This window comes from Steroidobacteraceae bacterium (assembly GCA_041395505.1).
Lineage (GTDB): Bacteria > Pseudomonadota > Gammaproteobacteria > Steroidobacterales > Steroidobacteraceae > JAWLAG01.
In genome coordinates, this window is sequence record JAWLAG010000002.1 from 850,338 (window position 1) to 874,930 (window position 24,593).

General features: G+C 58.9%; 34 protein-coding genes. 5 read left to right on the top strand and 29 right to left on the bottom strand.

Annotated elements, in window-relative coordinates; genetic code table 11:
* The 5 genes from R3E77_16560 (at window position 1) to R3E77_16580 (ending at window position 6,021) form a co-directional block, all read left to right on the top strand.
* Complete coding sequence (locus R3E77_16560) at window positions 1–651, top strand: hypothetical protein (protein ID MEZ5501030.1); 651 nt, start codon at window positions 1–3, stop codon at window positions 649–651.
* An 18-nt stretch (window positions 652–669) separates the two neighbouring features.
* Window positions 670–2,772, top strand: coding sequence for a hydantoinase/oxoprolinase family protein (locus R3E77_16565; GenBank protein MEZ5501031.1), 2,103 nt, complete (start codon window positions 670–672; stop codon window positions 2,770–2,772).
* 2 nt (window positions 2,773–2,774) lie between these two features.
* On the top strand, window positions 2,775–4,532 hold the full coding sequence (locus R3E77_16570) for a hydantoinase B/oxoprolinase family protein (GenBank protein ID MEZ5501032.1): 1,758 nt from the start codon (window positions 2,775–2,777) through the stop codon (window positions 4,530–4,532).
* Window positions 4,525–5,493: a VOC family protein gene (locus R3E77_16575; protein MEZ5501033.1), complete on the top strand. Its 969-nt coding sequence runs from the start codon at window positions 4,525–4,527 to the stop codon at window positions 5,491–5,493. The genes R3E77_16570 and R3E77_16575 overlap by 8 nt, the downstream gene beginning before the upstream one ends.
* Window positions 5,494–5,583: 90 nt before the next feature.
* Complete coding sequence (locus tag R3E77_16580) at window positions 5,584–6,021, top strand: hypothetical protein (protein MEZ5501034.1); 438 nt, start codon at window positions 5,584–5,586, stop codon at window positions 6,019–6,021.
* Window positions 6,022–6,050: 29 nt separating this feature from the next.
* Here R3E77_16580 and R3E77_16585 read toward each other — a convergent pair whose 3' ends face one another.
* The 29 genes from R3E77_16585 to R3E77_16725 form a co-directional block, all read right to left on the bottom strand.
* Window positions 6,051–6,827: a VOC family protein gene (locus R3E77_16585; GenBank protein MEZ5501035.1), complete on the bottom strand. Its 777-nt coding sequence runs from the start codon at window positions 6,825–6,827 to the stop codon at window positions 6,051–6,053.
* Window positions 6,828–7,005: 178 nt separating this feature from the next.
* Window positions 7,006–7,812 (bottom strand): class I SAM-dependent methyltransferase, encoded by an 807-nt coding sequence (locus R3E77_16590; protein MEZ5501036.1) that lies wholly within the window; start codon window positions 7,810–7,812, stop codon window positions 7,006–7,008.
* A gap of 213 nt (window positions 7,813–8,025) precedes the next feature.
* On the bottom strand, window positions 8,026–8,403 hold the full coding sequence (locus tag R3E77_16595) for a cupin domain-containing protein (protein MEZ5501037.1): 378 nt from the start codon (window positions 8,401–8,403) through the stop codon (window positions 8,026–8,028).
* A gap of 43 nt (window positions 8,404–8,446) precedes the next feature.
* Entirely contained in the window at window positions 8,447–8,917 is a 471-nt protein-coding gene (locus R3E77_16600; GenBank protein MEZ5501038.1) for a hypothetical protein, read from the bottom strand.
* Between the two features lie 6 nt (window positions 8,918–8,923).
* The gene (locus tag R3E77_16605) at window positions 8,924–9,421 is read right to left on the bottom strand and encodes a DUF3291 domain-containing protein (GenBank protein MEZ5501039.1); all 498 of its coding nucleotides are present in this window, start codon (window positions 9,419–9,421) and stop codon (window positions 8,924–8,926) included.
* 56 nt (window positions 9,422–9,477) lie between these two features.
* On the bottom strand, window positions 9,478–9,795 hold the full coding sequence (locus R3E77_16610) for a glyoxalase/bleomycin resistance/dioxygenase family protein (GenBank protein ID MEZ5501040.1): 318 nt from the start codon (window positions 9,793–9,795) through the stop codon (window positions 9,478–9,480).
* Window positions 9,796–9,881: 86 nt separating this feature from the next.
* Window positions 9,882–10,433: a DUF1566 domain-containing protein gene (locus R3E77_16615; protein MEZ5501041.1), complete on the bottom strand. Its 552-nt coding sequence runs from the start codon at window positions 10,431–10,433 to the stop codon at window positions 9,882–9,884.
* 119 nt (window positions 10,434–10,552) lie between these two features.
* Complete coding sequence (locus R3E77_16620) at window positions 10,553–10,810, bottom strand: hypothetical protein (GenBank protein MEZ5501042.1); 258 nt, start codon at window positions 10,808–10,810, stop codon at window positions 10,553–10,555.
* Window positions 10,811–11,117: 307 nt separating this feature from the next.
* Complete coding sequence (locus tag R3E77_16625; GenBank protein MEZ5501043.1) at window positions 11,118–11,477, bottom strand: hypothetical protein; 360 nt, start codon at window positions 11,475–11,477, stop codon at window positions 11,118–11,120.
* Window positions 11,478–11,523: 46 nt separating this feature from the next.
* Window positions 11,524–12,303, bottom strand: coding sequence for a glutathione S-transferase family protein (locus tag R3E77_16630; protein MEZ5501044.1), 780 nt, complete (start codon window positions 12,301–12,303; stop codon window positions 11,524–11,526).
* Window positions 12,282–13,328, bottom strand: a complete 1,047-nt coding sequence (locus R3E77_16635; GenBank protein ID MEZ5501045.1) for an MBL fold metallo-hydrolase — start codon at window positions 13,326–13,328, stop codon at window positions 12,282–12,284. The genes R3E77_16630 and R3E77_16635 overlap by 22 nt, the downstream gene beginning before the upstream one ends.
* Window positions 13,325–13,861 carry a hypothetical protein gene (locus tag R3E77_16640; protein ID MEZ5501046.1) on the bottom strand — a complete coding sequence of 179 codons (537 nt, stop codon included), beginning with the start codon at window positions 13,859–13,861 and terminating at the stop codon, window positions 13,325–13,327. Before R3E77_16640 ends, R3E77_16635 begins: the two co-directional genes overlap by 4 nt.
* Before the next feature lie 143 nt (window positions 13,862–14,004).
* Window positions 14,005–14,268, bottom strand: coding sequence for a DUF1272 domain-containing protein (locus R3E77_16645; GenBank protein MEZ5501047.1), 264 nt, complete (start codon window positions 14,266–14,268; stop codon window positions 14,005–14,007).
* 71 nt (window positions 14,269–14,339) lie between these two features.
* The gene (locus tag R3E77_16650; GenBank protein ID MEZ5501048.1) at window positions 14,340–14,678 is read right to left on the bottom strand and encodes a YciI family protein; all 339 of its coding nucleotides are present in this window, start codon (window positions 14,676–14,678) and stop codon (window positions 14,340–14,342) included.
* A gap of 76 nt (window positions 14,679–14,754) precedes the next feature.
* Entirely contained in the window at window positions 14,755–15,600 is an 846-nt protein-coding gene (locus R3E77_16655) for a GFA family protein (protein MEZ5501049.1), read from the bottom strand.
* A gap of 62 nt (window positions 15,601–15,662) precedes the next feature.
* Window positions 15,663–16,343 (bottom strand): SDR family oxidoreductase, encoded by a 681-nt coding sequence (locus R3E77_16660; protein MEZ5501050.1) that lies wholly within the window; start codon window positions 16,341–16,343, stop codon window positions 15,663–15,665.
* Between the two features lie 25 nt (window positions 16,344–16,368).
* Window positions 16,369–16,782, bottom strand: coding sequence for a GNAT family N-acetyltransferase (locus R3E77_16665; protein MEZ5501051.1), 414 nt, complete (start codon window positions 16,780–16,782; stop codon window positions 16,369–16,371).
* A gap of 40 nt (window positions 16,783–16,822) precedes the next feature.
* Window positions 16,823–17,665: a class A beta-lactamase gene (gene bla, locus R3E77_16670; protein MEZ5501052.1), complete on the bottom strand. Its 843-nt coding sequence runs from the start codon at window positions 17,663–17,665 to the stop codon at window positions 16,823–16,825.
* Between the two features lie 53 nt (window positions 17,666–17,718).
* Window positions 17,719–18,156 carry a cupin domain-containing protein gene (locus R3E77_16675; protein MEZ5501053.1) on the bottom strand — a complete coding sequence of 146 codons (438 nt, stop codon included), beginning with the start codon at window positions 18,154–18,156 and terminating at the stop codon, window positions 17,719–17,721.
* Between the two features lie 69 nt (window positions 18,157–18,225).
* Window positions 18,226–18,570 (bottom strand): DMT family protein, encoded by a 345-nt coding sequence (locus R3E77_16680; protein MEZ5501054.1) that lies wholly within the window; start codon window positions 18,568–18,570, stop codon window positions 18,226–18,228.
* Window positions 18,571–18,577: 7 nt separating this feature from the next.
* Window positions 18,578–19,204 (bottom strand): DUF1697 domain-containing protein, encoded by a 627-nt coding sequence (locus tag R3E77_16685; protein MEZ5501055.1) that lies wholly within the window; start codon window positions 19,202–19,204, stop codon window positions 18,578–18,580.
* Between the two features lie 46 nt (window positions 19,205–19,250).
* Window positions 19,251–19,631 (bottom strand): RidA family protein, encoded by a 381-nt coding sequence (locus R3E77_16690; protein MEZ5501056.1) that lies wholly within the window; start codon window positions 19,629–19,631, stop codon window positions 19,251–19,253.
* A 168-nt stretch (window positions 19,632–19,799) separates the two neighbouring features.
* On the bottom strand, window positions 19,800–20,195 hold the full coding sequence (locus tag R3E77_16695) for a DUF1801 domain-containing protein (GenBank protein ID MEZ5501057.1): 396 nt from the start codon (window positions 20,193–20,195) through the stop codon (window positions 19,800–19,802).
* A 23-nt stretch (window positions 20,196–20,218) separates the two neighbouring features.
* A complete protein-coding gene (locus R3E77_16700) occupies window positions 20,219–20,458 on the bottom strand; it encodes a hypothetical protein (GenBank protein MEZ5501058.1) in 240 nt (79 codons plus the stop codon).
* A 280-nt stretch (window positions 20,459–20,738) separates the two neighbouring features.
* Window positions 20,739–20,966, bottom strand: a complete 228-nt coding sequence (locus R3E77_16705; protein MEZ5501059.1) for a hypothetical protein — start codon at window positions 20,964–20,966, stop codon at window positions 20,739–20,741.
* Between the two features lie 122 nt (window positions 20,967–21,088).
* Complete coding sequence (locus tag R3E77_16710; protein ID MEZ5501060.1) at window positions 21,089–21,547, bottom strand: VOC family protein; 459 nt, start codon at window positions 21,545–21,547, stop codon at window positions 21,089–21,091.
* Between the two features lie 1,072 nt (window positions 21,548–22,619).
* A complete protein-coding gene (locus R3E77_16715) occupies window positions 22,620–22,880 on the bottom strand; it encodes a helix-turn-helix transcriptional regulator (GenBank protein MEZ5501061.1) in 261 nt (86 codons plus the stop codon).
* Between the two features lie 1,019 nt (window positions 22,881–23,899).
* Window positions 23,900–24,193, bottom strand: coding sequence for a HigA family addiction module antitoxin (locus R3E77_16720; GenBank protein ID MEZ5501062.1), 294 nt, complete (start codon window positions 24,191–24,193; stop codon window positions 23,900–23,902).
* Window positions 24,193–24,471, bottom strand: coding sequence for a type II toxin-antitoxin system RelE/ParE family toxin (locus tag R3E77_16725; GenBank protein ID MEZ5501063.1), 279 nt, complete (start codon window positions 24,469–24,471; stop codon window positions 24,193–24,195). The genes R3E77_16720 and R3E77_16725 overlap by 1 nt, the downstream gene beginning before the upstream one ends.
* Between the last annotated feature and the right edge of the window lie 122 nt (window positions 24,472–24,593).

The window sequence follows — 24,593 nt, forward strand, 5'->3', positions numbered from 1 at the left end:
ATGAGCCAGAGCAATCCCCGTCCCGAATGGACCATGACAGCACGAGAACGCGCTGTGACCGCAATCCGCGAACAGGGTGTAAACGATGCGGTCGCCGCCGTCGACGGCGTATTGGCCGAGGCGCTGCCAATTCATGATTTCTACGGCGACATGTGCGCCACGTTCTGCGATTTCATCAAGGAGGAGCTCGGCGAAGCGGGTGTCGAGAAAGCCTGGCGATACCTGGGCGAAAGGCTCTGGCGTCCGGTCTACGAACATACCGTCAAGACCGGCGGTGTCGAAGCCATGGCCGGACTCTATGCCATGTTCCTGCGCTCGCACCGCTACAAATTCCGCGTCGATGAAGACGACGACAAGATTACCTTTCATCTGGACTATTGCCCGAGCGGACAGCGCTTGATGCAGGAAGGCAAGCTCAAGGGCGACAATCGTCATCCGCTGCAACATGGTGTTACCGAGGAGCCGCGCGAGTGGACGTTTGGCAAGGCGGGCGTACCCTACTACTGCGGTCATACGTCGTTGTGGTTCGACGTCATGCCGCGCGAGTGGGGATTGCCGGTGATGAGCGGCCGCTACGGCGATTTCGATGCCGAGGGGCGTGTAACTGGCACACCCTGCCAGACGTTCTTCTGGAAGAAACCGCGCAAATAACCTCACGGGGTCCGCACGATGGCATTCAGAATTGGCGTAGACGTCGGTGGCACGTTCACCGATTTCCTGGTTTCGGCGAAGGGCAAGGACGCACGCGTCTACAAGTCCTCCACGACGCCGGATAACCCGACCATTGGCTTCTTCGACGGGCTCGAACAGGCCGCTCGCGACCATGACCTGACGTTGCAGCAGTTCCTCGACAAGGTCGACACCATCGTGCATGGCACGACGATCACCACGAATGCGGTGTTGACCGGAACGGGTGCGCGCACCGGTTTCGTTACCACCAAAGGATTTCGCGACGTCCTCAATATGCGCCGCGGCCTGAAGGAGCGGCAGTTCGAGCGTTATGCGCCACCGGCGCCATTGGTCCCGCGCCGCCTTACCTGTCCGGTCGAGGAACGAGTACTGGTCGACGGCAGCGTCGCGGTGCCGCTCAACGAAGGCGATGTTCGCGCCGCCGCCGAGGTCTTCAAGCGCGATAAGGTCGAAGCCGTTGCCGTCTCCTACCTGTGGTCCTTCCTCAACCCGGCGCACGAGCTGCGCACGCGCGAAATTCTCGAGTCTGCGCTACCCGGCGTCTACATCTCGCTGTCGGTCGAGATACTGCCGCAGATTCGCGTCTACGAGCGGCATAGCACCACGGCACTCAATGCCTATTCAGGTCCGATCCTCACGCGCTACCTGTCGCGCCTCGAGAAAGAACTCGAACGGCGCGGTTACAAGGGCACTTTGCTGATCATGCAGTCGAATGGCGGCGTCATGTCGCCGCAGGTCGCGCAGCGCTTTGCTTCCAATACATTGCTTTCAGGGCCCGCTGGCGCACCGGGCGCCGGTGTGTTCTACGGCAGCACACACGGATTTCGCAATGTCATCACTGTCGACATGGGCGGGACATCGTTCGACGTCGCACTCGTGAAAGACGGACGGCCGACCGTCACGACCGAAGGCTCCATTGGCGAACATCGCATCGCCTCGCCCATTCTCGACATACACACGATCGGCGCTGGCGGCGGCTCAATCGCCCGCGTCGACACAGGCGGGTTGCTGGCAGTCGGCCCGGCCAGCGCCGGCGCACAACCTGGACCGGCCTGCTACGGTCGCGGCGGCGATCAGCCGACCGTGACCGATGCGGATTTCCTGCTCGGCTACCTCGACGCACAGGCTTTTCACGGCGGCAATCTCACGCTCGACCACGAACGCGCCTGCAAGGCCGTGGACGATCACGTCGCCAAGCCATTGGGTACGGACGTGACGCGCGCCGCCGAAGGCATCTACCAGGTCATCAACGCGAATATGGCCGCGGCGCTCGGCGTCGTATCCGTGCAGCGTGGTTATGACCCGCGCGAGTTCGTGCTGATCGTTGCCGGCGGTGCGGGGCCGATTCACGCGGCACCTATTGCGCGTGAACTCGATATCCCATTGGTGCTCATACCTCGCGAATCCTCGGTGTTTTGCGCCGCCGGGATGCTGATTTCCGACCTGCAGCACGATTTCGTGCGCACCTATGCGCGCGATTTCGACAAGGTCGATGTCAAGGAAATCGTCGGCCTGCTCAGGGAAATGGCTGCCGCCGCGCAGAAAACGCTGCTCGATGAACACGTACCGCGCAAGGATATCCGCCTCGAATACAGCGCCGATCTGCGCTACGTCGGCCAATTCAACGAGGTCGAGGTACCGCTCGATTTCAATGGCACCCTCGATGCCAAGCGCATGGCGAAGACACTGGCACGCTTTCACGAGCGGCACGATGCGCTCTACGGCTATGCCATGCAGGGTGCGCCGGCCGAACTCATCAACCTGCGCGTCACGGCACGCGGCCTTACGCCAAAGCCAACCTTCAAGCGCTCGCGACGCGCCGGTACCACGGCGAAAGCGGCATTGGTTGGCAAGCGCGACGCCTATTTCGACGGCAAGTGGGTAAAGACGCCCGTGTATGACGGCCTCAAGTTGCAGCACGGCCATGGCGTGAAGGGACCGGCTATCGTGCAGCAGCCCACGACGACCATCGTCGTGCCGCCGGACTACGATTTGCGTTGCGATGAGTTCAACAATTACCTCATGTATCCAAAGGGTTCCAATGTAAGCGCGCTGATCAAGCGCCTGAGTCGAAGGAGCTGAACATGCCGAAGACCACCGCACGCCGCCGCCTGGATTCCATCATCGTCTCGGTCATTGGAAATCGACTCGATGCGATCAGCAAGGAGATCGGCCAGACGATGCTTCGCACCTCGCGCTCGCCAATCTTTTCCGAAGCGCGTGATTTCGTGACGGCCATTTTCGATGGCGAACTGCGGCTCGTTGCACAGACGGCCTACATTCCCGTGATCATGGGTGCACTCCCATTCGTCATACGCCAGTTGCGTGCGACCTTTGGCGACGATGTGCAGGAAGGCGACGTCTTCATCTGCAACGATCCCTATCGCGCCGGCAACAATCATCCGCCCGATATCAATATCATCAAGCCGGTGCTTCAAGGCGGCAAGGTGGCTTTCTGGGCCGTATCCAAAGGGCATCATGCCGATGTCGGCGGTGGCGGTGTCGCCGGCTACAACCCGGCTGCAAAATTCATCTGGGAAGAAGGCCTGCGCATACCACCGTCCAAACTCTATATCGCGGGCAAGCCCAACAAGGCGTTGTGGGACACGATACTCCTCAATGTGCATTTGCCGTTCCTCGTCGAAGGCGATCTCAACTGCCAGGTCGGCGCAGTGACCATCGGGTCACGGGGTCTGCGTGCGCTCCTAGACAAATACGGCAAATCGACGCTCGATTCCGCTATCAATGCCATATTCGACGCCTCGGAGGAACAGATGCGCGCGGCAATCCGCACCGTGCCATCGGGTGTTTATCGCGGCGAAGCCAAGCTTGACCACGACGGTATCAACAAGGATCGCCAGATCACGATTCGCGTCGCGATCAAAATCAAGGGCGGCGACCTTACGTTCGATTTCGAGGGCTCGGATCCGCAGGTCGCGGGCTACGTCAACAGCACCTTGCCGAACACGACCTCCTCGGCATTCATAGCGCTGTTTCTCTCGCTCGGTTCCGACATTCGTTTCAACGAAGGCGCGCTGCGCGCCCTGCACGTGGTCGCTCCGGAGGGCAGCATCGTCAATCCCCGCGAGCCCGCACCGGTAACGGGTTGTACCGTATCGACCTCCCAGGCCATCGTCGAGGCGGTGTGGCTGGCGTTGGCGCAAGCAGCGCCCGATCGGGTCGACGCTGCCTGGTCACGTTGGTGCGCGCCCGCTTCGATGGGTATGAACCCACGCACCGGGCGGCCTTTCGGCGACATTCACTTCATGTGCAAGGGTGGCGGCGGCGCGTCGCAGGGTAGTGACGGCTGGGACCACCTGGCGCCTTCCTTTTGCGCCGGCAGCCTGCGTGCGCCGGATCCGGAGCTGCACGAACTGGTCGACCCATACACGGTACTTCAATACGAGTATTGGCCCGATAGCGCAGGCGCCGGCGAATGGCGTGGCGGCATGGGGACGATCTATCGCTGGCGGATCGAGACGGATGGCATTCCGCTTGCGAATTTCGGCGGCGGAATTTCCGAATCGACGGCGCCTTTCGGGCTCGAAGGCGGCAAAGCAGCGCCGCCGCACGAGGTCTACCTTCAGAAAGGTGGCACTCGAACGGCGGCCGATACCGAGAGTTTCTTCCAGTGCGACAAAGGTGATGTGTTCGAGATATTCCAAAGCGGCGGCGGGGGCTTCGGTGATCCACGCAAGCGCTCCATCGAAAAGGTGAGCGCCGACGTTCGCGACGGGATCGTGTCGGTCGCAAAGGCGCGCGAGGATTACGGCGTCGTCATCGATTCCACGACACTCAAGGTGGACGAAGCAGCAACACGGGCGCTGCGAGGCGGTGCCTGACGCGATTGCCGTGTCACCGCTCGTACGCACGCTGACCACCATCACCATCAGCGCGCGCGATCCCGAGTCGCTGCAGCATTTCTTCTGCACAGGCCTCGGCTGGCGCAAGGTGGCTCAGCACGCGCTCGATGAGCACATCGCCGCACACTGGGGCATCGCCCCCGGCAGTGCCGGTTCGCAAGCCATCACTTTGGCGCCTGCAGACACGACGAGAGGACAGGTGCGCATCGTTGCCGGCCGGGAACGATCGCGCCGCCGACCGATTGCATCGCGATTCGCCGGCATCGAAATGATCGTGCCGCGCGATCTCGATGCGCTCTACGAAGAGCTTCGCCAGCTACCTGGCATTACCGTATTGCAGCCACCGATCGACACGGATTGGTCGGAGTTCGGCAGCAATCTGCACCGCGCGTTTATCCTGAGTGCGCATGGCGGCACCCACCTCGCGTTCACCATGGGTCTGACCGAGCCGGCCGGGCGCAGCTTTCCAACCAGCAACGCCCGTGCCGGCCACGTGTTCGAATTGCCTCTGGTGACTACGCGCTTCGATCGGGCGCGCGCTTTCTACGTTGGCGTGCTTGGCATGCAACCCGTGCTCGAATCGCGCTTCGAGCGCGGCTTCTGGCATCGAATCTGGAAACTGCCCGAGCCGACCGACGTTCAACTGCATATCCTTAAAGGCAATGCGCCGGGTACCGGGCTCGGTGCAATCGAGCTCACGGGCTATCCCGCGGAGGTGATTGACGACGACACGCCCGACGCGTGGCGTTTCGACGGTGGCGCCTGCATGATCACCTACGACACGACGAACATCGACGCGGTCTTCGATGCCGTTTCCGCATCCAGGTTTGCCGAAATTGTCGGACGACCACTGCCCTTGAGCATCTGGGACGAACGACGTGCCTTCGTTTTCCGCGGACCGGATGGCGAGCGGGTGGAGATCGTGCAGGCAGGCCTATAGAGTCGTGATGCGCCAGCTGACAGCTCGGGTTTGCCGCGTCGCCTCACGCGTAGTAGTCTCACCCACATAACAACGACAAAAGGGGGCCATATGAACGAACAGACTGCCACCGCAACACCCAAGCACCTTTGGGTCGTCGGCATATTGGCCACGCTTTGGAATTCCGTCGGCTGTGTCGACTACTTCATGACACAGACGAAGAACATGAATTACCTGAAGGCTTTCACTCCGGAGCAGATCGATTATTTCGGCGCGTTTCCAGCCTGGGCAGACGCCGCCTGGGCCCTCGGCGTCTGGGGTGCCCTCGCCGGGTCCATTTTACTGCTACTGCGGCAGCGCTTCGCCGTGCATGCCTTCGGACTCTCGCTGCTTGGCATGGCCGTCGCCTTCCTCTACCAGTTCGGCCTGTCCGATGCGCTTGCGCTGTTCGGTGCCGGACCAAGCCTGTTCACGCTTGTCATTGTGGTAATCGGGATCGCGCTGTTCGTCTACGCCCGGAAAATGGCTGCGCGCGGCGTATTGGGGTAGCGTCTGGCGATAGCCCTCGTGGCGGAACGCTAATGCGACGGTGGCTCCCAAAGCTCGATCTTGTTGCCTTCCGGATCGATGACCCACGCGAACTTGCCAAATTCTGATTCTTCGATCTTCTCCAGCACCTGGCAGCCTTCGGATTTGAGCGTTGCAACCAGGGCGTGGAGGTCCGCAACGCGATAGTTGATCATGAAAGGCGACTTGCTCGGCGCGTAGTAATCGCTGTCGGCGCTGCTGATTGTCCAGGTCGTCATGCCGTTCGCAGGACGACCTGCGCTGTCGGTCCACTCGAATACCGCGCCGCCCCAGTCTTTTACATCGATGCCCAGATGTTCCCGGTACCAGGCGCGTAGGGCGCTCGCATCCTTCGCTTTGAAAAAGATTCCGCCAATTCCGGTGATTCGCTTCATCGGGGTCTCCTTGCTCTCTGCGGGGGCGGGCATGACATTGCCTCTGGACCCCCGTTTGTCGCGCCAAAGTAATTTCTCTTCGGTGCGCTCGTCGAAAAAGTCCGGGCAGCGTCCATCGCCCTTGCCGGTCAGGCCACCATCTGGGCTGCAAATGACTCTACCGTCCTGGTCGTAAAGTGCGCTCGGCTCGTCGCAACATGAGGGCGGCACATAGAAAACAAGTTGGTCGCGAAACCGGTATTGCCAGATCGAGGTCGGTGGGTTGGTTACTGGCGCCGCCGAGGACTTATCGATCAGTTCGGATACGAAACCAGGCGGGCTTTCTTCGGCCACGGCACCACAGCCGGCGATCGTTGACAATATCAAGCAGATTACGTATCGATAGTTGGTCATGATTTCACACACGACAGGGTTTGCGCCACCGGCGCGATGCTCGCACGGCTGTCAGCGCTTGACCAGCCCCAGCTTGACGTCGACATGGGCCACGGCAGCGAGCGTTTGGCCGTTATCAGTCCTTAGCATCGGCGTTCGGTTGAGCCACCCTGTCAATTCAATTATTGCCCTACGGTTGTCAACCCGGCTTGCGGGCGGCAACCAGAATCGCAGGGTTTGGCAATGAGTAGGTGTCACCCTGCATGAAGGCGTTCGCGCGCTGCCTTACAGTCTTTTCGATAGCCGTCTGCACATCGGCCGGAAACAAAACCATGTTCGCCCAGTCGCGGAATGCTGCCAAGTACGAATCCATTGATTTGGTTTTCCATGCGATTGGCAACTCGCGCACTTTGGGATTGCGAAATCCGGCGTCGCGGGTAATTCTTTCGAAAACCGCAAAATCGCTGACGCCAAACAACGGTCCGTGAGGCAGCTCCGCTGCACCCGCGTGTTCTTCCACAGCCGCGAAAAACAAGCCGAATGCGTCAAGTTTGCCGGGATCACCCCAAACGGTAAATCCAACCCGGCCCCCTGGCCGGAGCACTCTGAACGCTTCGCGCAGGACGGCGTCTGGGTCACCGGAGTGATGAAGTACAAAATTGCCTACAACGACATCGAAGTCGTTGTCGGCGAACGGTAGTTTTTCCGCAGCACCGACACGAAATTCAATGTCTGGATAGTTTCGCCGGGCTTCAGCAAGCATGGTGTCGGAAAAATCGAGCCCGACTGGTCTCGCTCCTCGCTTCGCAGCCATTCCCGCAGTGAGGCCAGGGCCCGTTCCGACATCGAGAATCCGATCGCCCTTCCTGGCACCAACCTCGTCCAGTAGCGGCGTGATCCCCTCGCCAACCAGCGCACCGAACCCATCCATGTAACTGGCGGCACAGCGCGACCAGGTTTCGTTCTCAAATTGCGCAACTGTTTTTGAATCGAATTGGCTTTGCATTGGCTGGTCTCCTTTTGACTAACAGGAAGAGGCCAGAGCAACGCCCGACACCCATGCGAAACTGCGCGTGAGGAATCAAGTTTGTCTATGCAAACTACCTAGCCTCTGTTGCACGCTCATCCCGCGTAGCGTTAGGCGTCAGAACGCCACTCATGAGACCCATACGCTTAGTGCAGCGATGCTAGCACCATATCACTAGAACGACGCCTTGATCTACGAATAGGCTGTCCCATCCTTGTGCCGCCACTTGCCATCGGAGTTGTAGCTCATCAGGTCGATATCGGAGCAGGTGGCCAAATCGTCAGGTTGGCGCGATCCGATTTCGAGGTAAACAGCTGCGATGCCGCCGGAATTCTGCAAATGGTGGCCATTCCCCGTGCCTTTGGGGAAGCCGGCGCAGTCGCCTGCGCGGAGTACCGTGGGCCCCATGTCTTCTACCAATGTGAGCTCGCCCGCCAGGACGTAGACGAACTCGTCTTCGTGGCTGTGCCAATGGCGCTGGCGCAGACGCTGTGCGCACGGGGAGTCAAATGGCGCCGGATAGCCTGAACCAGGTTCTACCGATATGGCATCAAGGTTGATCTTCGGCATGAAGGCTACCTCGTGGACGCCGCTGATCTATCGTGCGATTCGCTCAATCGGACAAGGCCGATTGTCGGCCGAGAACGACCACCCATGGTGAGTCGTCGTGAAAGGAGTCGATCAGGATATCCAGGTTGTTTTCGTCAACGAAGCGAACCGCCTGACCTTCCGATGCACGCACGATATCGACCAGGTCCTGTGGATCGTGGGGACCCATCATCTGCCAGTTGCCGAGGTAAAGCCAATCACGCAAGGATTTGACGGGTGCGCCACCCGTAATGGCGAATCGTCCGCGGCCCATGTTTGCCAGATGTGGCTGAAGTGCTGCGTCGGGCGCTTCTTCTTCGTCGTAGCAGACAAGTACGCGCGTACAGTTCGCCAAAACACATTGCAGGAGCTGGTTTCGAACGACCTCGGTGCGCTTCGATGAGCCTGTCAGTTCCCAGACTCGCCCGGATGGGCCCTTGCGGCGTATCAGGGAGGATTCTGCCGCGCGCAATACACTGGCCGGATCGAGGTTCATCACTCGCTAACCGGCGGGGCAAGTGTCGTCAAAGCACGCAAGGTCGGCGCTTTGCTGTTCGGCTGGGTTCGGGAAAGGGCGCTTGAACGTAAACGCCTGTGACGATGGTCCATTGGCTTGCAACGCGGTGAGCCTGGCCCTGGCTTCCTCGACCGTCGGCTTGTGCCCAGCCGCGATCCACCACAGCACCAGATAGGCCTCTCCCATCGGTGCGAACCACTCCTTGCGCCGTCGCATGACTTCGATATGCGCGGTTCGATACACATAGCTATGTAACGAAGCGATGTCGGTCCATACCGAGAGATTGACTATGTAATCGACGCCAAAAGGTCGAATCGCTGTCGCATCACCGTCCTCGGTCTGCAGTCGCCAGACAAATCCTGGCGACTGCTCAGCCAGTGCATTGATCCTATCGAGATTCGCGACAAAAGCCGTCAGCCTAGGCGAGTCGATCGGCGCGATGAGACGCGCGACGTTCAGCTGCGCGAGTTCGTACTCAGCCACCGGAGCGCTGCGTTGAATTCATGCCACTGCCTGGTCCGGCATATCGACCGAGCGGGTCATATCGGCTGTCCTGACGAATGGCTTGAGAAGAATGTAATCATATGTCCCGCAGGTTCTCGAACGGCAAATACCTCGTGATCGATCGACGGACGGGCTTCGATAGGCGACGGATTGAGTCCATGTTGAACCAACCGATGATGCATTGTTCGAAGATCGTCAACCATGAGATCGAAAGAGGCGGCGCCGGCGCTAACTGAGTCTTTTCGCATCAGGACCAGATGTGTGCCACCACGCATTTCATAGACCGAAACTTCGGCTCCGTCAAAAATGCTGCGCATGCCCACGATTCGCATGAAATGAGCGGAGTCTTCCATGCAGTCTGTCTCCAGAACAACGTGTGCGACACCGACGGTGGGACGCTCGTCGGGTTCGGTCGTCGGTCCATCCAGCATGTCGGGATCTACTCGCCCGGTTTTGGCATGTTTCGGACCAGGCGGACGTGGTAGATATTTGATTCGTCAGTGCTCGACCAGGCATCGCTGGTGCCTATGGCCGAAACAAGTGCGACACCTTCTGCCTCCGGAGTCGAGGTCCAGAAGAACCCGTCTGACGACCAAGCCGGCCTGGTCGGAAAGACTATGAGGCTGAAGGACGGATTGTAGCAGCGCGATTCACGCAAGGTCAGTAGTTCAGACTTCGAAGGCAATCGCCAGGATTCCTCGTCGGTCGTTCTGGAAGCCGCCAGTACCTTTGCTTCGGCAAAGCTGATATTCGGCCCCGGATTGACGGCGTTCGGATCATCGGCGACGCAATTGTCTCCTGTCCACGACTGGCCCTCGAGGCAACGCATCCATATAAGTCCGGACGTTTTGTCCAGAACTTGGCTTCCTCCCGCTACAAATATGAAGTCGCTCGCATTTCGGGTCGGTGCGCCACTGCAAGTCTGCTCACCCGAAGACGCGCAAGTGCAATAACCGATCGCCAGCGCAACAAACAACGAACCTGGACGCACATTGCCTCCTACTTTGTCATAGCAGCGGCCTCCCGCTGGGAGTGATCGCAATTAGCGTACCGTAAGCGGCTGCGAACAGCATGATTTTCTGATGCGAAATCGACCCGCCTTGAGTCGATTCAAAGCACGCGCCATTTCAGCAACAAATATCCCAACAGGATCAACAGAATGACAATGGCCGGGACGACGATTCGCGTCACCTGCGTTTGTCTCGCGACGGCCGCACGCTGCAGATCGATGCTCTCCTGGACTGTTTTATTGCTGCGGTCCAATTGCGCCTGGGCGATTTGGAGATGCTCTTGCTGCGTATTTATCGCACGGCGCTGATTTTCCTCTATGCGGCCGAGTAGCTCGAGGATTTTTTCAATGTCGCTCATTACGTGCAGGTCCTTGATGAGATTGCAGTTGTCATGGTTGGTCGACACTGACCAATTTGGTCCGGCCACGCGATCCGGATTTGATAGTGACCAGAGACTTTCGGCAGCCGAAGTGTAGCGCAACCAGCGCTATCAGTTCCTGGTTGGCGCGACCATCAACCGGCGGCGACTTCAACCGGGCCAGCCAGGACCCGTCGCGCTCCTGCACGAGTTCAGAGCGACTTGATCGCGGCTTGACTTTGACCTGCAGGATCATCGGTACAACGCTCATGCAAATTGAAACAAAGGACGATGGCAACCGTGACTATTATTCGTCTTCCCATCGTCGATCGCCAATGAGCCACAGCGGCATCGTTAGCGGCAACAGCAGCAGCAGCGACCACCATCCATGCAAGCCCAGTTCGCGCGGTCCGAAAGACCATATGCCCCAGGCGATCGCGCCCAGAAAAACCGCATAGATCGGTAGCATGAGCTGCCGATAGGGGGTCCTGGGATGCCTCCAGGGCGACAAATACTTGATGGCGACAAGAGCCCCAATGCAAACCAGCACGCCAATCATTGCCTTCAGAGTTTCGCCACGCGCAGCGAGCACGACCGAGAGAATCAAAACCCAGACAAATCCGCCCGCCCAACCGCCAGCCCAACCGATTTTTTCTTGTTTTCGCACGGCCATACCTTCCTGCAATTTGCGCAACCCGACTACTGCTCGTTGGTCAGACGCTGGTAACCCGCCCGCGTCTCGCATCGTGTCGTGCCTGGTCATAAAGCCGCAAGGCAAACATGCCGGCTTTGCTGGTTCGAAATTCTTCCAGTCCGTCCAACAAAGATTGTGGTAGCTGATTTCGAGTCGGCAGCGCGGCGGGGCACGTCGGGGGCAGCAACAATGGCGCAGCCAGCGACGCAAAAGCCAGATCGGCTGCGGTAAATTGCTCGCCGACGAGGAATTGGTTTCCTTCCTCGAGACTGGCACCCACCTTGGAGAAAACTGTTTTGATGGCGTCGAGGGATCGTGCTGCGTCCTCTGCCGTGACTCGATAGCCCCGGCGAATTAGCCGCCGCGCGAGCGGGTAAACGATGGGTGTCATGCAAGCTTCGATTGCCGGAACGCCATCGGACCACAGGTCAATCATCAGTCGCCTTCGATCGAGCAGATATGAGTAGAGCCAGCGGCGGACATGGGGACCGAGCTCCCGATCAAAGTACGACTCCCATCGGTTGACCTCCTGCCGACGCGCGTCGTCTTTTGGATAAAGCAGATCGCCACCGCCGAAACTGTCTGCATAGGCAACGATAGCAGGGGAATCGACGAGCACATTGGAACCCACCACCAAGAGCGGCACGGTCCTGCCCTTGTTGCGAGTCGTGAAGATTCGATGAACCAAGGGAATGTGGGCTTCTTCGACGTAAGGAACGCCCGCCCGGTCCAGAGCCCACCGGGCCTTTTCGCAGTAATGACTCAATCGAATCGTGATCAGTTTGGCCGGGCTGGACATTGTGGTGGCTCGTTGCGATCGTCATTGCTGGCCCGCCGACAAACCTTGATCTCGCTGCCGATTTCGATTTCCATGAGATCCTCGCCGACCTGAACAGGGCCATCATAGGTCGTTCGCGTTCGCGGCACGAGCTCGCCCGCTTTCGGCGCGGGATAGGCCGGATCGGTGGTGAGCAGGACCACATGTGAGTACACGGCCAGTCGGGGTCGTACTCGCGTGAATATGCGCCCAGCCTCCTCTGGAGCTGTGTGGAAGGCGGCGATTCGCCGTGCAGTCTCCGACCGTTCGAGCAAAGCAATAGGCGCAGCAATCACCTCGTGAACGAGCACATCCGTTCCCTCCGCCACACGAACCAGGTTTTCGCTCGGACGCGTATCGCCCGATACGACGACCGACCGCCCATGAAAATCGACGCGATAACCGTAAGCCGGCTCGAGCAAACCACCGTGATCCACTGCGAATGCGGTCACTCGAAGTCCATGACGTTCGAACACGACGCCCGGCTGCACATCGTGCGTGTCGAACGCAATTCCCGCCGGCGGGAGGCCCTCACCGCGACCTCGACGGTCGATGTCCCACGCGAATGCGATAGTGAGCGCGTTGGTCATGGCCAGTGTGCCGGTTGGGCCAAAAACACGGAGCGGAGCCGCGCGACGCCCGAAAGCAGTCGGTAGCCACCCGGTCAACCACAGATCGGGCAATCCAACCGTGTGGTCGGAATGAAGATGTGTGATAAAGGTGGCGCTGACGCGCGACAGCGGGATGCCGAGCTGCCAAAGCCGCTGCGTGGCCCCGCGTCCGCAATCGATCAGCAAGGTCTCGCCGCCCGCCTCGATGAGGGTGCTCGGGCCGAAACGATCGATCACTGGTTCTGGGCGCCCAGTGCCAAGCAGCGTCACGCGAATTGCGGGCTCGCGGGCTGTTGTATCGACGTGATTAGCAGCATTTGCAACACGCGCATTGGCGGTACCGGCAATTGAAAATGCCACCACCAGCAGAGTGCTTTGCCAAATGCTTGCGTTCATTTGGGGCGCCATGCGGTTGCGAGACTCCACGCAGGTCCAAAAACAAACCATAAAAGTACACACCCGAATGCAGTTTTGTGCCAAGTCCGCAGAACGGCTGCGGCGTCGCCGTTGTCGACAAAACGAGCGAGCACTTCAATCAGCGCCACCGTAACAATGCATGCAATGATACAGCGTACCCATAGACCAAGATCATAGTGGACCAGGTCCCAGCCGCGAGTCGGTGCCCGCTCTGGCTTCGGACCATCGACAAATAGATGCGCAAAATGCGCGTCAGCCCATTGCACTACCAAGCCGCCAAAGGCAATGGTGAAACCGATGTAGGCAGCAGCAAGACCATGTGCAAAGGTCGAGGTCGATCCTGCACGCAAATCGAGCGCGGTGAATACAAGAAGAAAGACGTCGATCAATGGGAGGCACAACAGTAGCGCTCGGCTGACGGGTTCGTTTCGGTGCAGGTATCGAAGTGCAAGAGCAAGAAGCAAAATGATCCAGAACCCGATTTCGCAGCCAACAATGAGTGCGTACAGCATTTCAGTTCGACCTGGCATGTGAGCGGTGGCGGACCTGGCACCCGAACCCTGAGCGCTCTAAATGTGCCTCTCGATCGTCGTAGCGAACAGGCCACGGAATCTCGATAGGACCGCGCGGACCGGCCAGAAGGTCGTGGATTGGTTCATGCGGCACTCCCGCAACCGCCGGGCCTCACAACTCGACGTGTCGATGCCGGATGGGTTCCGAGTTCGGATTTCGGCCGGCGTGGCCGTACGACCAATTCTCCGCCGCAATTTGGGCAATAACCCGAGAGCACGGTCTCAGCACACGATCGACAAAACGTGCATTCAAATGAGCAAATCATTGCTTGGGTGGAGTCAGGAGGGAGATCGCGGTCGCAACACTCGCAGTTCGGGCGGAGTTCAAGCATCGCTACGGCCAGCATTTGGCGGGACCAGGATGTTCATTACATGCCTCGCAATTGGATCAATGCAATGACACGGTAATCCTTCAGAATCAACTTTCCGGATCGTACATGAACTCACGCAGCTCTTGCGCGCAGCGGCAGGCTTTTGCGATTTTGGCGGCCCAGTGAACCGCCAGCTCGCGCGAGTTGAGCTCGAGAACACAGAAGCCGCCATCAAATTCCCTGGTTTGGGGATACGTCCGATCGGTGATTCCACCGTCCGCTCCGACCAGCACTGGCGCGATGCTGGCGTTGATGCCGCCCCCGAAAACATACACACCTGCCTTTTTCGCCTCCCGAATCACAGAGCGCGCCGCCTCGCCGACGGCTGCCATCTCGTCGCTCGGAACCTTCATTGCAGCCGCTGGAAAGGATATGAGGTATTTCATGATCGTATCGCTTCCGATCAAAGTTTGGTTGAGAGGGTGGATATCAGGTTTCGCAATGAATCAGGCATTAGGCAGTTCATATCCCCGGACCCTTGAGCTCGATGATGTTTCCGTCCGGATCCTGGAAGGAGAGCGACAGACCATCGCCTTCGGCGCCAAAGTTTTCACCGGCAGGTCCGGAAGGTTGGATGCCGAACTTTGCGAGGTGCGCGACGATGGTCTTTTCATCAAACGGCTCTACTCGCAGGCATAGGTGATCAACATTGCGTCCACCGGCTACAGGGTCTTTGCCGCACCGACGCCCGAGTTTTCCATCGATGGCAACGAGGTCCACCATGGAGGCGCCGGCACGGATGTGAACGAGACCCAGATCCGGCCGGCTGCGGACTACCTTGCAGCCGAGTACTGATTCGTAGAATGACACGCTCGCATCGATACTTCGTACTCGGAATACCACGTGATCGATACGTTCGACGGAGAACGGTGGCGGGACGGTACGGCTTCGAAGGGCAGAGAGAGCCACTCGATCCAACTGCGGCAATTCGTCATAGATTCGGAACCACGGTGACTTCGCCTCCACCAGGATATGTCTTTCGGGACGAAGAACCGGATCGTCATCGAGCACTCCAGCGTGCACTTCGAGGAACTCGACCGCCGCCTGCAAGTCGGGCACCGGCGAGCCACACCGGCCGCAGAAGCACGTTCGATACGGCGGTGGAGTATCGCGAAGCGGAGCTTCATACCGGCGCAATAGTTCTTCGCCCTGCAGAAATTTGAAGTCCTCGCGATGTGCGCTCAACCAGGGCAAAAAAGCCGAGCCGCTGGCCTTACGGCAGCGGCTGCAATGACAGAGCTCAAAGGGCCCGATGAGTCTCACTACTTCGAACCGAACAGCACCACACAGGCAGCCACCGCGGATCATTGTTCACCCTCGGCCTGAACAATTGGCCTGTTGGCAGTTTGTGTTCCATTTGGACGGCAAATTCATCGCACGGCCCACCCGCCCGCTACGGGGAAAACCTGCCCGACGAAGCAGCTCGCCGCATCACTGCAAAGATAGGCTGCGAATAGTGCATCTTCTCGGGCATCAACGAGCCGCCCCAGGGGCACTTCCCTTGCCAACCGGTCCTGGAATTTTGGATTGGCCTGTACCTCGGGCGGAAAGTATGTCGGGTTGTCGACGAAGTTCTGCGCAATGGCGTTGACCTGGACATTGTGCGGCGCGAGTTCGACGCCCACTGCCTGAACGTAGGCCAATTGAGCGCCACGCGCTGCGCTGTAGGTTGAAGTGCGCTTCATGCCGCGTAGCGCAGCGGCGCTGCCAATCACAAGGATCTTTCCCGATCGACGTGCAACCATGGCTGGGGCCACGGCCTTGACCAGGCGTGGCAGCGGATCCACAAGAGCGGCGAACGCTGAACGCCACTCCTGCTCCGTCACTTCAGCGGCTATCGTTGTGGGTGCCTTGAATGCGAGATTGGCAACCAGGCTATCGATGTGACCGGCCGCCTTGAGCGCCGCATCGACTTCCTCCTGACTCGACAATTCGTTGGTGCTGGCAATAACCTCCGCCCCCTGTTCGGCGAAAATTTCGCACAAGGCGGGACCCATGAACTCCGATGCATGGGTGACGAGAACGCGTTTGCCCGCGAGGGCATTCTGCATTTTGCTCACGATTTCTGTTTCGGTCCTATCGCTTGCGTTCATACCTTAGCTCACCACTGGCGGTCGATCCAACGAATTGCCATCCTGCCGCTTCGTAGAATCCCTGTGCCCGCGTGCCGGGTTCTGTCGTCAACCAAAGTCGCTCCAGACCCTGCGACCATAGCCACGAAACCATCTCATCGTGCAGGAGCCGGCCGTAACCGCGCTGCTCGTGATCCGGGTGAACGAAGAGTGCCCAGATATTGCCCGTCGTCCGATTGCCTATCGCGAAGCCGACGACCTCACCAGCGGATTCGACAACCCAGCCGCGGCCCGACACTTCTATGGACTCGCAGACTTGTTGATCGCTGATCGTCGTCGAGACCAGGCGATTCTCGCGCACAGCACGTCGCACTCGCTGGATGGCAGGAATATCGGAACGGACCGCCGGACGCAACATGTGTTGACAGCCGTCCGGCGGTTCGCGATGCCGTACGTGACTAGCCAAGAGCCCAATCGGCAGCAAGCGCTCCAATCTTTGCCAGAACGGCTTCATGCCGTGCTTCGACCTGCTCCGTGTACTCACCACTGTCAAAATATGCGGTAATGATGACCGCCGGCCGGCCGGGCGGGAAAGTAATGGCGATGTCATTGCACTTGTTGGTAGTGCCCTGCACGCGCCCGGTTCCAGTTTTGTTGCCGGATCGCCATTCAGTCGGCAGGCCCGCACGCAGGCGAGTGAAGCCGGTTTTCGTGTTCTGCATCCAGCGCACAAGACGCTCGCGCGTGCTCGACCGAAGAAGGTCTCCTGTCGTAAACCGCCGGACGAGTTGGGCCATTGCAAGAGGCGACGTGGTATCACGCATGTCGGCGGAGAGCACCAGGCCCAGGTCGGGCTCAAAGCGGTCAAGTCGAGTCACCGCATCGCCCATTTCCTTGAACTTCCGGGTGACGGCGGCCGGCCCGCCGAGGCGTTTGACCAGGAGGTTTGCGGCTGTTCCATCACTCAACTCGAGTGCGGCCTGCGCCAACCTCTCGATGCTAAGTCCGCCATGGGCGACACTCTTGCGCGTCACGGGTGCCCATGGCAGCAAGTCAGCTTCCGTGTAGGGCAGCAACTCCGCCAGATCCAGCCGACCATGGTCCGCTTCGCGCAGGCAGACTGCGACCATCGGCAACTTGAACGTTGAGCACATTGCGAAGCGCTCATCCATTCGATTGCCACCCGTCTCCCCGGTTACGACGTCGAGAAAACAAACACCCAGGCGCGACTGACCGGTCTCGAACGCCTTGCGGGTATGCCACCAGTGCCGGCAGGAGTGCGGATACACCCAGGAGCTCACGCCTGGTAATCATCGATTTGTTCTCGTGGCAGTACAGCAAAAGAATCCCGGTATCACTTCTCGCCCTCACTATTTCTTGTTTTGTCCAGGTAACGCCACGGCTCGCCATTCGTGTGGACTCGAAACACGAGTATCTTCGCGCCTTGATCACCGGCCGTTGCCTGATGGCGCTGCTTGAAGGCGACATGGCCGACCGTACCGGGCGCGCCAATGATGGGCGGTGCATCGACCCTGTTGATGACAGGATTGCCTTCGAGGTAATAGTGAAACTCCTCTCCAGGGTGCCAGTGCCAGTCGAGTTTCCCGTTGGGAGGGATCTCGACAATGTCGATGAGTACTTCACGCCCGTGCGTGAACTCGTCCGATAGGCTGGCGGTCAGTAGATTGGTGACTCTTGATCCCTCCAAAGCGCTCAGTGCGGGGACGGCAAGTCCCACGGCCAAGCCGGCCGCAAACGCCAGTACGATCAGATGTACCCGTGACCTGGTCATTTGGAATTCTCCCTTTGCATTTTTTTGCACCTCGTAACGCTGCAGATCAGTCTGAGACTGGCGCCGCAATCACTGACCACGGAATATGAAGTACACGGCCCCAAGTATGCAGAAACCAGCCCAAAGATAGTCGAGCTTTATGGGCTCCTTGAGGTACAGGAGCGCGAATGGGACGAAGACCGTCAGTGTAATGACTTCCTGGATGACCTTGAGCTGGGCAACACTCATGACGCCGAACCCGATTCGATTGGCGGGAACCTGGAACAGGTACTCGAACAGGGCTATACCCCAACTGATAATTGCCGCCACCACCCATGGTTTGTGCGCGAGCTCCTTGAGATGTGCGTACCAGGCGAATGTCATGAAGACGTTGCTCGCGAGTAGCAGCAAGACTGTGATCAAGGCAGGACGCATGGGCATGTCAGATCCTTGGGACCGTCGCCGCATCGTGAAGTTTGAGTACGGTGGCCCAGTTTCTGGTAGTAACGGCTTGCCCCGCTTTACCCAGCAGCGCAATAGCGGCCGAACTTTTGAGTATGCCGTTCGGGCAAGTGAGGTAGGCCGCCTTCTTGCCCATCAGGAACTGGTCTGGTGGACGAACGATCTTGGAGATCTCCGCCAGGCCCTTGAGGGTGGTTGCCGTCTGTGCGAACGCCACCAGCACACGGGAGGGGTCGGATGATTCCGATACAAGTCCATTGCCTGCGAAGATTGCTCGAAAATCTGCGATCGACTTCACAACGACCGGGACGTCGAATCCGAACTTGTCGTGAAGTGCCGCAGCGGTCTCGTCAGACAGGGTAGCGGCTGATACTTTGGGCATGGCCACGACAGCATTGCCGCTATTGAGCAGGGTCTGCACCTCATTGCAGCCAAGCGCGAGGAGCAGCGCCTTGAAGTCCGCCATGGGAACGCGCTTGGCCTTGCCAACGTTGACGCCCCGAAGAAGGACTACATGTGTGTACATCGTGGTTGGAACACCTTGGCCAGTGCGACGCCAAATGGGGCGAGCATTAGGTCTCCGGGTAAAAAATCCCCCGCGAATCATTGTGGCGGCGCACCGCGTGCCGCCGTGGATGCGGTTGAGCGCGTCGTCAGACTTCCGCAATCGCAGCAATTGACACTTTCAGACCGGGAATCCGGGCCGGCAACTTTGCGCCCTGCCGTGCGGGAGGATCTCTCGGAAACCACTTGAGCCACTCCTCGTTCATGCCTGAAAAGTCATCTTCATTTGCAAGTACCACCGTAGCACTGACGATTTTCTCGAGGGAACTTCCAGCGGCTTCAAGGATGGCGGAAATGTTCTTGAGGCACTGCCGCGTCTGCTCCTGGATCGTAGTGCCGACGATTGCCCCGTTAGTTGGGTCATTGGGTGCCGTGCCTGAAACAAAAATGAGCCCCGCAGCCACCACGGCCTGACTATAAGTGGGTGGTGCCTTCGCAGCGTTGCTAGTAGCGATGACTCGGCGAGACATAGCAGCTCCAGAAAAGAAGGAAACTCTACTTGCGATGCGGACGCAGGGATCCACGCCAACCGCTGAGCACCCGCACTTTATCGTTCATGCGCTGCAGCGACAAGTTCTTGAACGGCTATCGCTCTGGCATGTAGTCCGTACATCTTGTGCACATTTGACTCATTCGTATTACTTCAGACGTTCAAGGCGCCCCTTTCGTTTGACCAGATTCTTGTAGTCCCACTGGATTTTTCGAGCTTTCTCCAACCAACGGGCCAGGTCCTTCGTGCAAACGTCTTCGACAGACGTAAAGCGAATCTCGGCGGCTTTGAATTTGCCTTCCCTTTTGAGGCTTGCATCTTCAAAAGACTGTCCGCTCCAAAAGAGAAGTCGTACGCAGTCCTTCAGCTCGCTATAGCCCACGATTGGGTTACCGTCGATAAACCAGACTGGATGTCCGTGCCAGATCTTGTTTTCTGCGCCTCGGAGATTTGCGTCGATTTCGCTTGCCAAAAGGTCGCCAATCTTCCTGTAACGTAGCGACAGGGACTGGTTATACGACTTGGTATCTTCGGGTCTTGGCATGGCGCGTCCACATTGTTCAAAAGCTAGTTGGAACGCCGCCGTCCGGCGGCCGCAATCGCAGCGCTGCGCTCCTTGTAAGCGATGCGAATCACCGAGTGCAGTCCTGGGACCTTGGTGTCGGCGATCGCGCGGCACTTGATATGCCGCAGGTTTTTGCCCGTACCGTCCAGGGATACGCTGGAACAGGTGATATGGGCACCATGGTATAGGCCCAGATTCACATGACTCGCGTACACCGCAACATAGGCGTAGTGCTCCGTCATCTTGTGTGGGCCGAGCCCAAAACTGATGATCCGCTGCCTAGGCCACGCCACTATGGTAGCCGAAGGGTGTACTGACAGGATCAAACTCCGAAGAGCCAGTACTATGGGTTGCAGCTTTTCCGGTGCGCCAGACACGATCCGGGATTCCGAGGCTGCGAGTGATCTCACGACGCCACGCCTTCTGCCGAAAACTCTGATCGAGCGGCCACGCGTCGGAGAGACGCGATGGTCTCGCTGCTGTATGGGGTATCGGTCCGATGATGTGGAGCGTAGTTGGGCGTCACTTGCTCCACTTCCAAACTTCTCCGTCTTCCGGATGATCGATCGATTGCCGCAATCGGAAACCGAGCCGCTTCAGAATGCCAGTGGACGCGCTTTGCTGCGGCAACGTGAGAGCAACAAAACTAAGCCCACGCTCCGCGGCGGCGATAAAGCGCGGTTGTCTGCTCGAGAACTCCTGCCAACGATTCGGATGGATCGGGCGCCGCGACTTCAACTTCGCCGTCATTTCTGATTGGCACGAGCATCATAGATACACCTGTAATGTCCAACGCCGGTGCTTACGCCGTGAGCCGAGTGCGCGTGGAACGCCTTGTGAGGCCGCGTGGCCCGATCTGTGTACACGGCCGGTCACTTCGGCCGTGACTGGATTTCTAGTATGTTGCCCTCCGGGTCTGTAACGTAAACCCACGTGAGCTTTTTTCCCAGCGCGTTCGTGAGCGTGACCATTTCACCGACCGGTCGACCTCCAGCGGCGAGTATGGCCTCACGCGCTGCTGCCACGTCATCTACTACGAAGGCGATGTGACCGAACCCGGGTCGATTTACTGCCGCGTTTGGTGCTTCTTTGAGGATGTTGTAATTGAAAATCTCGAGCGTTGGCCCTTCTGGGCCGTGCCCCGGTAGGCGCAGATGTTCGCCGCGCAATTCCGCGCCCGGTATCCCCGTGCCGCGTTCCAGATCCGGCCCCTTGAAGTCGCGCACCGGCGGCACGGGCACGCATCCAAACAATTCCTGGTAGAACCGAGAGAGTGCCTTCCAGTCTTTTGCGATGAGGTTCGTGTGTCCGTATTTTGCTCCAGCGATCATTCGTCCCCTCCTTAATGTGGGCGATGGTATGCAACACAGCGCGGTTGCCGTCCCGCGCTGGCGCTGTGCTGTCGCCCGCCCAGAGACTAGGAAAGAATAATAGAGTTCTTCGAGTGGCGGCCAAAGCTTTCGCAGCATCGATAACCCCAAGGCGACTGCGTTGTTATGGGTTAGCGCTGAACCCTCGCTAGAACCGACGCATAACGCTGCAGCTCAGCGGCGGTGCGTTGCCGCACCTGGAGTGGCACCTTATCCATGACCGTCCGCTGCAACTGCTTGTTAGGCACCATGATGCGTTCGACTTTTTTTAAGGGTGAATACGCTGGTTACCAGCATGATCAACCCTGGCAGCGCGGCCCAAAGGGCCAGGCCCCGCCAGACGACTAAGAGGCCTAGATCGTTGCATTCGGGACCCTTGCACGCGACGAAGTCCCACGATAGCCATTGAAGCAATGGGAATGCGAGCAAGCAACCACCGGCAATAGCCGTGCGTTTCGGAAAGCGCCTAGCGACGGCCCATCCAAGTACCGCTAGAACTATCGCAGCAGCGACAACGCCACCAAGACCAAGGGAATCGGCAACCAGCAGAACCGGGACCAATTGAATAGCGGCGACGCTTTCCGGGCTCACACTCGTGAGGATCAGCACGGCAGCCGAAAGAAACACGATTGCCAAGAGCCGGCGTCCGAGGGATACGCGAGCGCTCGAGATCGCCGTGACCAACATTGGCTTAATGCCCGCCGTTAGTCTGCGCCCTTGGTTCCCCTTCGCCGCAGCGAATAGTACGCCGGTCAAAACCAGCAGGGCGCCAATCGACAAGGCGATCTTTTACAACACCATCTCTGAGACCGGGATCGCGTCCTCCCAACCTGCGAGCCCCGCTATCCCAAGTAGAATAGCCGGCGCCACCGCTATAGAAAGACCGACGCTGACGAACCGGTTCATTGCGCCGAACGCCCGCGATCAGCGGCGGCGCACAGTCGGCACGCTGCTTGCCCACGGAGATCTGTCAATATCCCTGACCGATCTTGCAGGCGGCGTGACGACGCGCGACGACCGATGCATCGCATAGTTAAGCCGCGGACTGCTCTTCCGACTCCCAGCCGGGGAAGACCAGAACGGCCGGGTGGCACTTCAATGCGCGAGCCAGAACTTTGGCCCTCTCGACGCCAAGGCGAACGCGACCGTTCTCAATCGCCGAGATAGTGGTCTGGGGAATCCCGGTGAGCTTGGCGAGCTGGTTCTGGCTGAGTTCCTGCAACTCGCGAACGATGCGCACGGAGTCGCCAACGGAAACTTTCACACGACGCTTGGCGGATCGGAATTCACTCATGCTCAGCGCCTCCGATAATCATGTGGGGTTACTTCAACCACCTGGAACAACAGCTGTGATGCAACCACGCGAAAAATAATGCGGTACTGCAAGTTCAGTCGGGAGGAGCGGTGACCTTGCCATTTGCCCGAAAGAGCCTCGTCCCGGAACCCGCGAATCGCTCTCAGACCCAGTGGACCGGAAATCCTCGCGATGTCCTTCCACTTCTCGTAACGCTTCTGAATCTCGAGTGGAGCAGAGTCTAGCGGCTGCCCGGTGTGTGGATGCTCGACGATCTGCCACATGCCGAGGTGTACCTAGACCATAAATGGTCTGTCAACGTCCTCCAAACAGCGGCCTAACGCCCGAGCTCAGCGACCGCCACGATGGCGGTCGCAGCGCGCGGACTGCGCGAAAATACTCCGGGCGCGCAGGACGCGCGCCCGCGCAAAGGGTGATGCGGTTCGCTGCAACGCGTAGTAAGGCCGCACGTGCACCTACGCCCAGTAGTCGCCGACGCATCGACCGTCGCGCGGTAGGTCTTCAAAGGTATTGAGGCCATCAAAGTGATCGATCGGAATCTTCGCTACTACTTCGGGTTCAGCCAAGCGAACATTAACCGCCATGCGCCTGCGGCCATCTGGCTCAAGCCTCAGTCCCCGCCAGTGAGTAACACATCCGCAGACGGGACAGAAATGAAACTGCAGCGCTTTGCCCCTGACATAGTAGTTTGTGGGCCCAGAAACTCTAACCCCTTCACCCTCAAAGTCATATATCCATAGCACGCCGTAGCGGCGACAGACAGTGCAGTTACAGGTGGTCGCGCCATCGGGATGACCGTCAAATTGCCACTCTACTCCACCGCAGTGGCAGGACCCCTCAATCATCGGTCTATACCTCCGCCACAGTAGTTATCTCGACGGAATCGCGCGGGCGCCAGAAAATGGGCATTCGTGCGGCCTAACGCCTGCGATGAGCGGCGCGGGCAACGCATATCAGGATTGGCACTTTATGGATCACGCGTCCGCTCAATCGTGTTGTTAGGCCGCACCCACATTCAATGTTTGGACGCCCTTCAGATTCACGCGCTTTTTGGCCTGCCACAAGTCGTGGTTATGCTGCATGGCGAGCCAGCTCTCTGGTGTGCGGCCAATGCACTTCGATAGCCGCAATGCCATCTCAGGACTGATGCCACTCTTACATGTCAGAATCCGATTAAGCGTCGATGCGGACACGCCAAGCATTGCGGCCAATTGCCGTCCGGTAATGCCATTGGGCTCCAAATAGACTTCGGAAATGAACTCGCCCGGATGCGGGGGATTGTGCATGGCCATTAGTGGTAGTCCTCGTAGTCCAATACATGGGCGTGCCCTTCTCGAAATTTGAAAGTGACACGCCAGTTGCCGTTCACCCAAACCGACCACCGACCCTTGGCCTGACCCTTCAGGGGGTGCAGATTGAAACCCGGAACATCCATATCGTCGATGGTCTGCGCCGTATCCAGCGCTACTAACAACATTCGCAAGCGCTTCGCGTGCTTCGGTTGAATCCCAGCAGAACTTCCGGTCTCGTGGAAACGGCGCAAGCCCTTGTGCCGGAAGGACTGGATCATCGCCAGAGTATACCGCGTTGCGCGACGCGCAACAAGTGCGGCCTAACGACCTAGTTTAGCGGCCGCGCGCTGAGGCCACATAATGAGCAGGTTATCGTTCACGGCCGCTCCAACGACGGGTT

Excerpts from the sequence above, each read along its gene's own strand:
- R3E77_16630 (MEZ5501044.1), bottom strand. The coding sequence starts at position 12,303 with ATGTCCAGCCCGGCCAAACTGATCACGATTCGATTGAGTCATTACTGC.
- R3E77_16695 (MEZ5501057.1), bottom strand. The coding sequence starts at position 20,195 with ATGCCAAGACCCGAAGATACCAAGTCGTATAACCAGTCCCTGTCGCTA.
- R3E77_16565 (MEZ5501031.1), top strand. The coding sequence starts at position 670 with ATGGCATTCAGAATTGGCGTAGACGTCGGTGGCACGTTCACCGATTTC.
- R3E77_16720 (MEZ5501062.1), bottom strand. The coding sequence starts at position 24,193 with ATGGCCATGCACAATCCCCCGCATCCGGGCGAGTTCATTTCCGAAGTC.
- R3E77_16655 (MEZ5501049.1), bottom strand. The coding sequence starts at position 15,600 with ATGATCCGCGGTGGCTGCCTGTGTGGTGCTGTTCGGTTCGAAGTAGTG.
- R3E77_16675 (MEZ5501053.1), bottom strand. The coding sequence starts at position 18,156 with ATGACCAGGTCACGGGTACATCTGATCGTACTGGCGTTTGCGGCCGGC.
- R3E77_16650 (MEZ5501048.1), bottom strand. The coding sequence starts at position 14,678 with ATGAAATACCTCATATCCTTTCCAGCGGCTGCAATGAAGGTTCCGAGC.
- R3E77_16580 (MEZ5501034.1), top strand. The coding sequence starts at position 5,584 with ATGAACGAACAGACTGCCACCGCAACACCCAAGCACCTTTGGGTCGTC.
- R3E77_16560 (MEZ5501030.1), top strand. The coding sequence starts at position 1 with ATGAGCCAGAGCAATCCCCGTCCCGAATGGACCATGACAGCACGAGAA.
- R3E77_16645 (MEZ5501047.1), bottom strand. The coding sequence starts at position 14,268 with ATGCTGGCCGTAGCGATGCTTGAACTCCGCCCGAACTGCGAGTGTTGC.
- R3E77_16590 (MEZ5501036.1), bottom strand. The coding sequence starts at position 7,812 with ATGCAAAGCCAATTCGATTCAAAAACAGTTGCGCAATTTGAGAACGAA.
- R3E77_16710 (MEZ5501060.1), bottom strand. The coding sequence starts at position 21,547 with ATGATCGCTGGAGCAAAATACGGACACACGAACCTCATCGCAAAAGAC.
- R3E77_16660 (MEZ5501050.1), bottom strand. The coding sequence starts at position 16,343 with ATGCAGAATGCCCTCGCGGGCAAACGCGTTCTCGTCACCCATGCATCG.
- R3E77_16635 (MEZ5501045.1), bottom strand. The coding sequence starts at position 13,328 with ATGAACGCAAGCATTTGGCAAAGCACTCTGCTGGTGGTGGCATTTTCA.
- R3E77_16620 (MEZ5501042.1), bottom strand. The coding sequence starts at position 10,810 with ATGAGCGACATTGAAAAAATCCTCGAGCTACTCGGCCGCATAGAGGAA.
- R3E77_16570 (MEZ5501032.1), top strand. The coding sequence starts at position 2,775 with ATGCCGAAGACCACCGCACGCCGCCGCCTGGATTCCATCATCGTCTCG.
- R3E77_16725 (MEZ5501063.1), bottom strand. The coding sequence starts at position 24,471 with ATGATCCAGTCCTTCCGGCACAAGGGCTTGCGCCGTTTCCACGAGACC.
- R3E77_16690 (MEZ5501056.1), bottom strand. The coding sequence starts at position 19,631 with ATGTCTCGCCGAGTCATCGCTACTAGCAACGCTGCGAAGGCACCACCC.
- R3E77_16685 (MEZ5501055.1), bottom strand. The coding sequence starts at position 19,204 with ATGATTCGCGGGGGATTTTTTACCCGGAGACCTAATGCTCGCCCCATT.
- R3E77_16600 (MEZ5501038.1), bottom strand. The coding sequence starts at position 8,917 with ATGAACCTCGATCCGGCCAGTGTATTGCGCGCGGCAGAATCCTCCCTG.
- R3E77_16680 (MEZ5501054.1), bottom strand. The coding sequence starts at position 18,570 with ATGCGTCCTGCCTTGATCACAGTCTTGCTGCTACTCGCGAGCAACGTC.
- R3E77_16665 (MEZ5501051.1), bottom strand. The coding sequence starts at position 16,782 with ATGTTGCGTCCGGCGGTCCGTTCCGATATTCCTGCCATCCAGCGAGTG.
- R3E77_16705 (MEZ5501059.1), bottom strand. The coding sequence starts at position 20,966 with ATGACGGCGAAGTTGAAGTCGCGGCGCCCGATCCATCCGAATCGTTGG.
- R3E77_16715 (MEZ5501061.1), bottom strand. The coding sequence starts at position 22,880 with ATGAGTGAATTCCGATCCGCCAAGCGTCGTGTGAAAGTTTCCGTTGGC.
- R3E77_16610 (MEZ5501040.1), bottom strand. The coding sequence starts at position 9,795 with ATGGAAGACTCCGCTCATTTCATGCGAATCGTGGGCATGCGCAGCATT.
- R3E77_16700 (MEZ5501058.1), bottom strand. The coding sequence starts at position 20,458 with ATGACGGAGCACTACGCCTATGTTGCGGTGTACGCGAGTCATGTGAAT.
- R3E77_16595 (MEZ5501037.1), bottom strand. The coding sequence starts at position 8,403 with ATGCCGAAGATCAACCTTGATGCCATATCGGTAGAACCTGGTTCAGGC.
- R3E77_16585 (MEZ5501035.1), bottom strand. The coding sequence starts at position 6,827 with ATGACCAACTATCGATACGTAATCTGCTTGATATTGTCAACGATCGCC.
- R3E77_16640 (MEZ5501046.1), bottom strand. The coding sequence starts at position 13,861 with ATGCTGTACGCACTCATTGTTGGCTGCGAAATCGGGTTCTGGATCATT.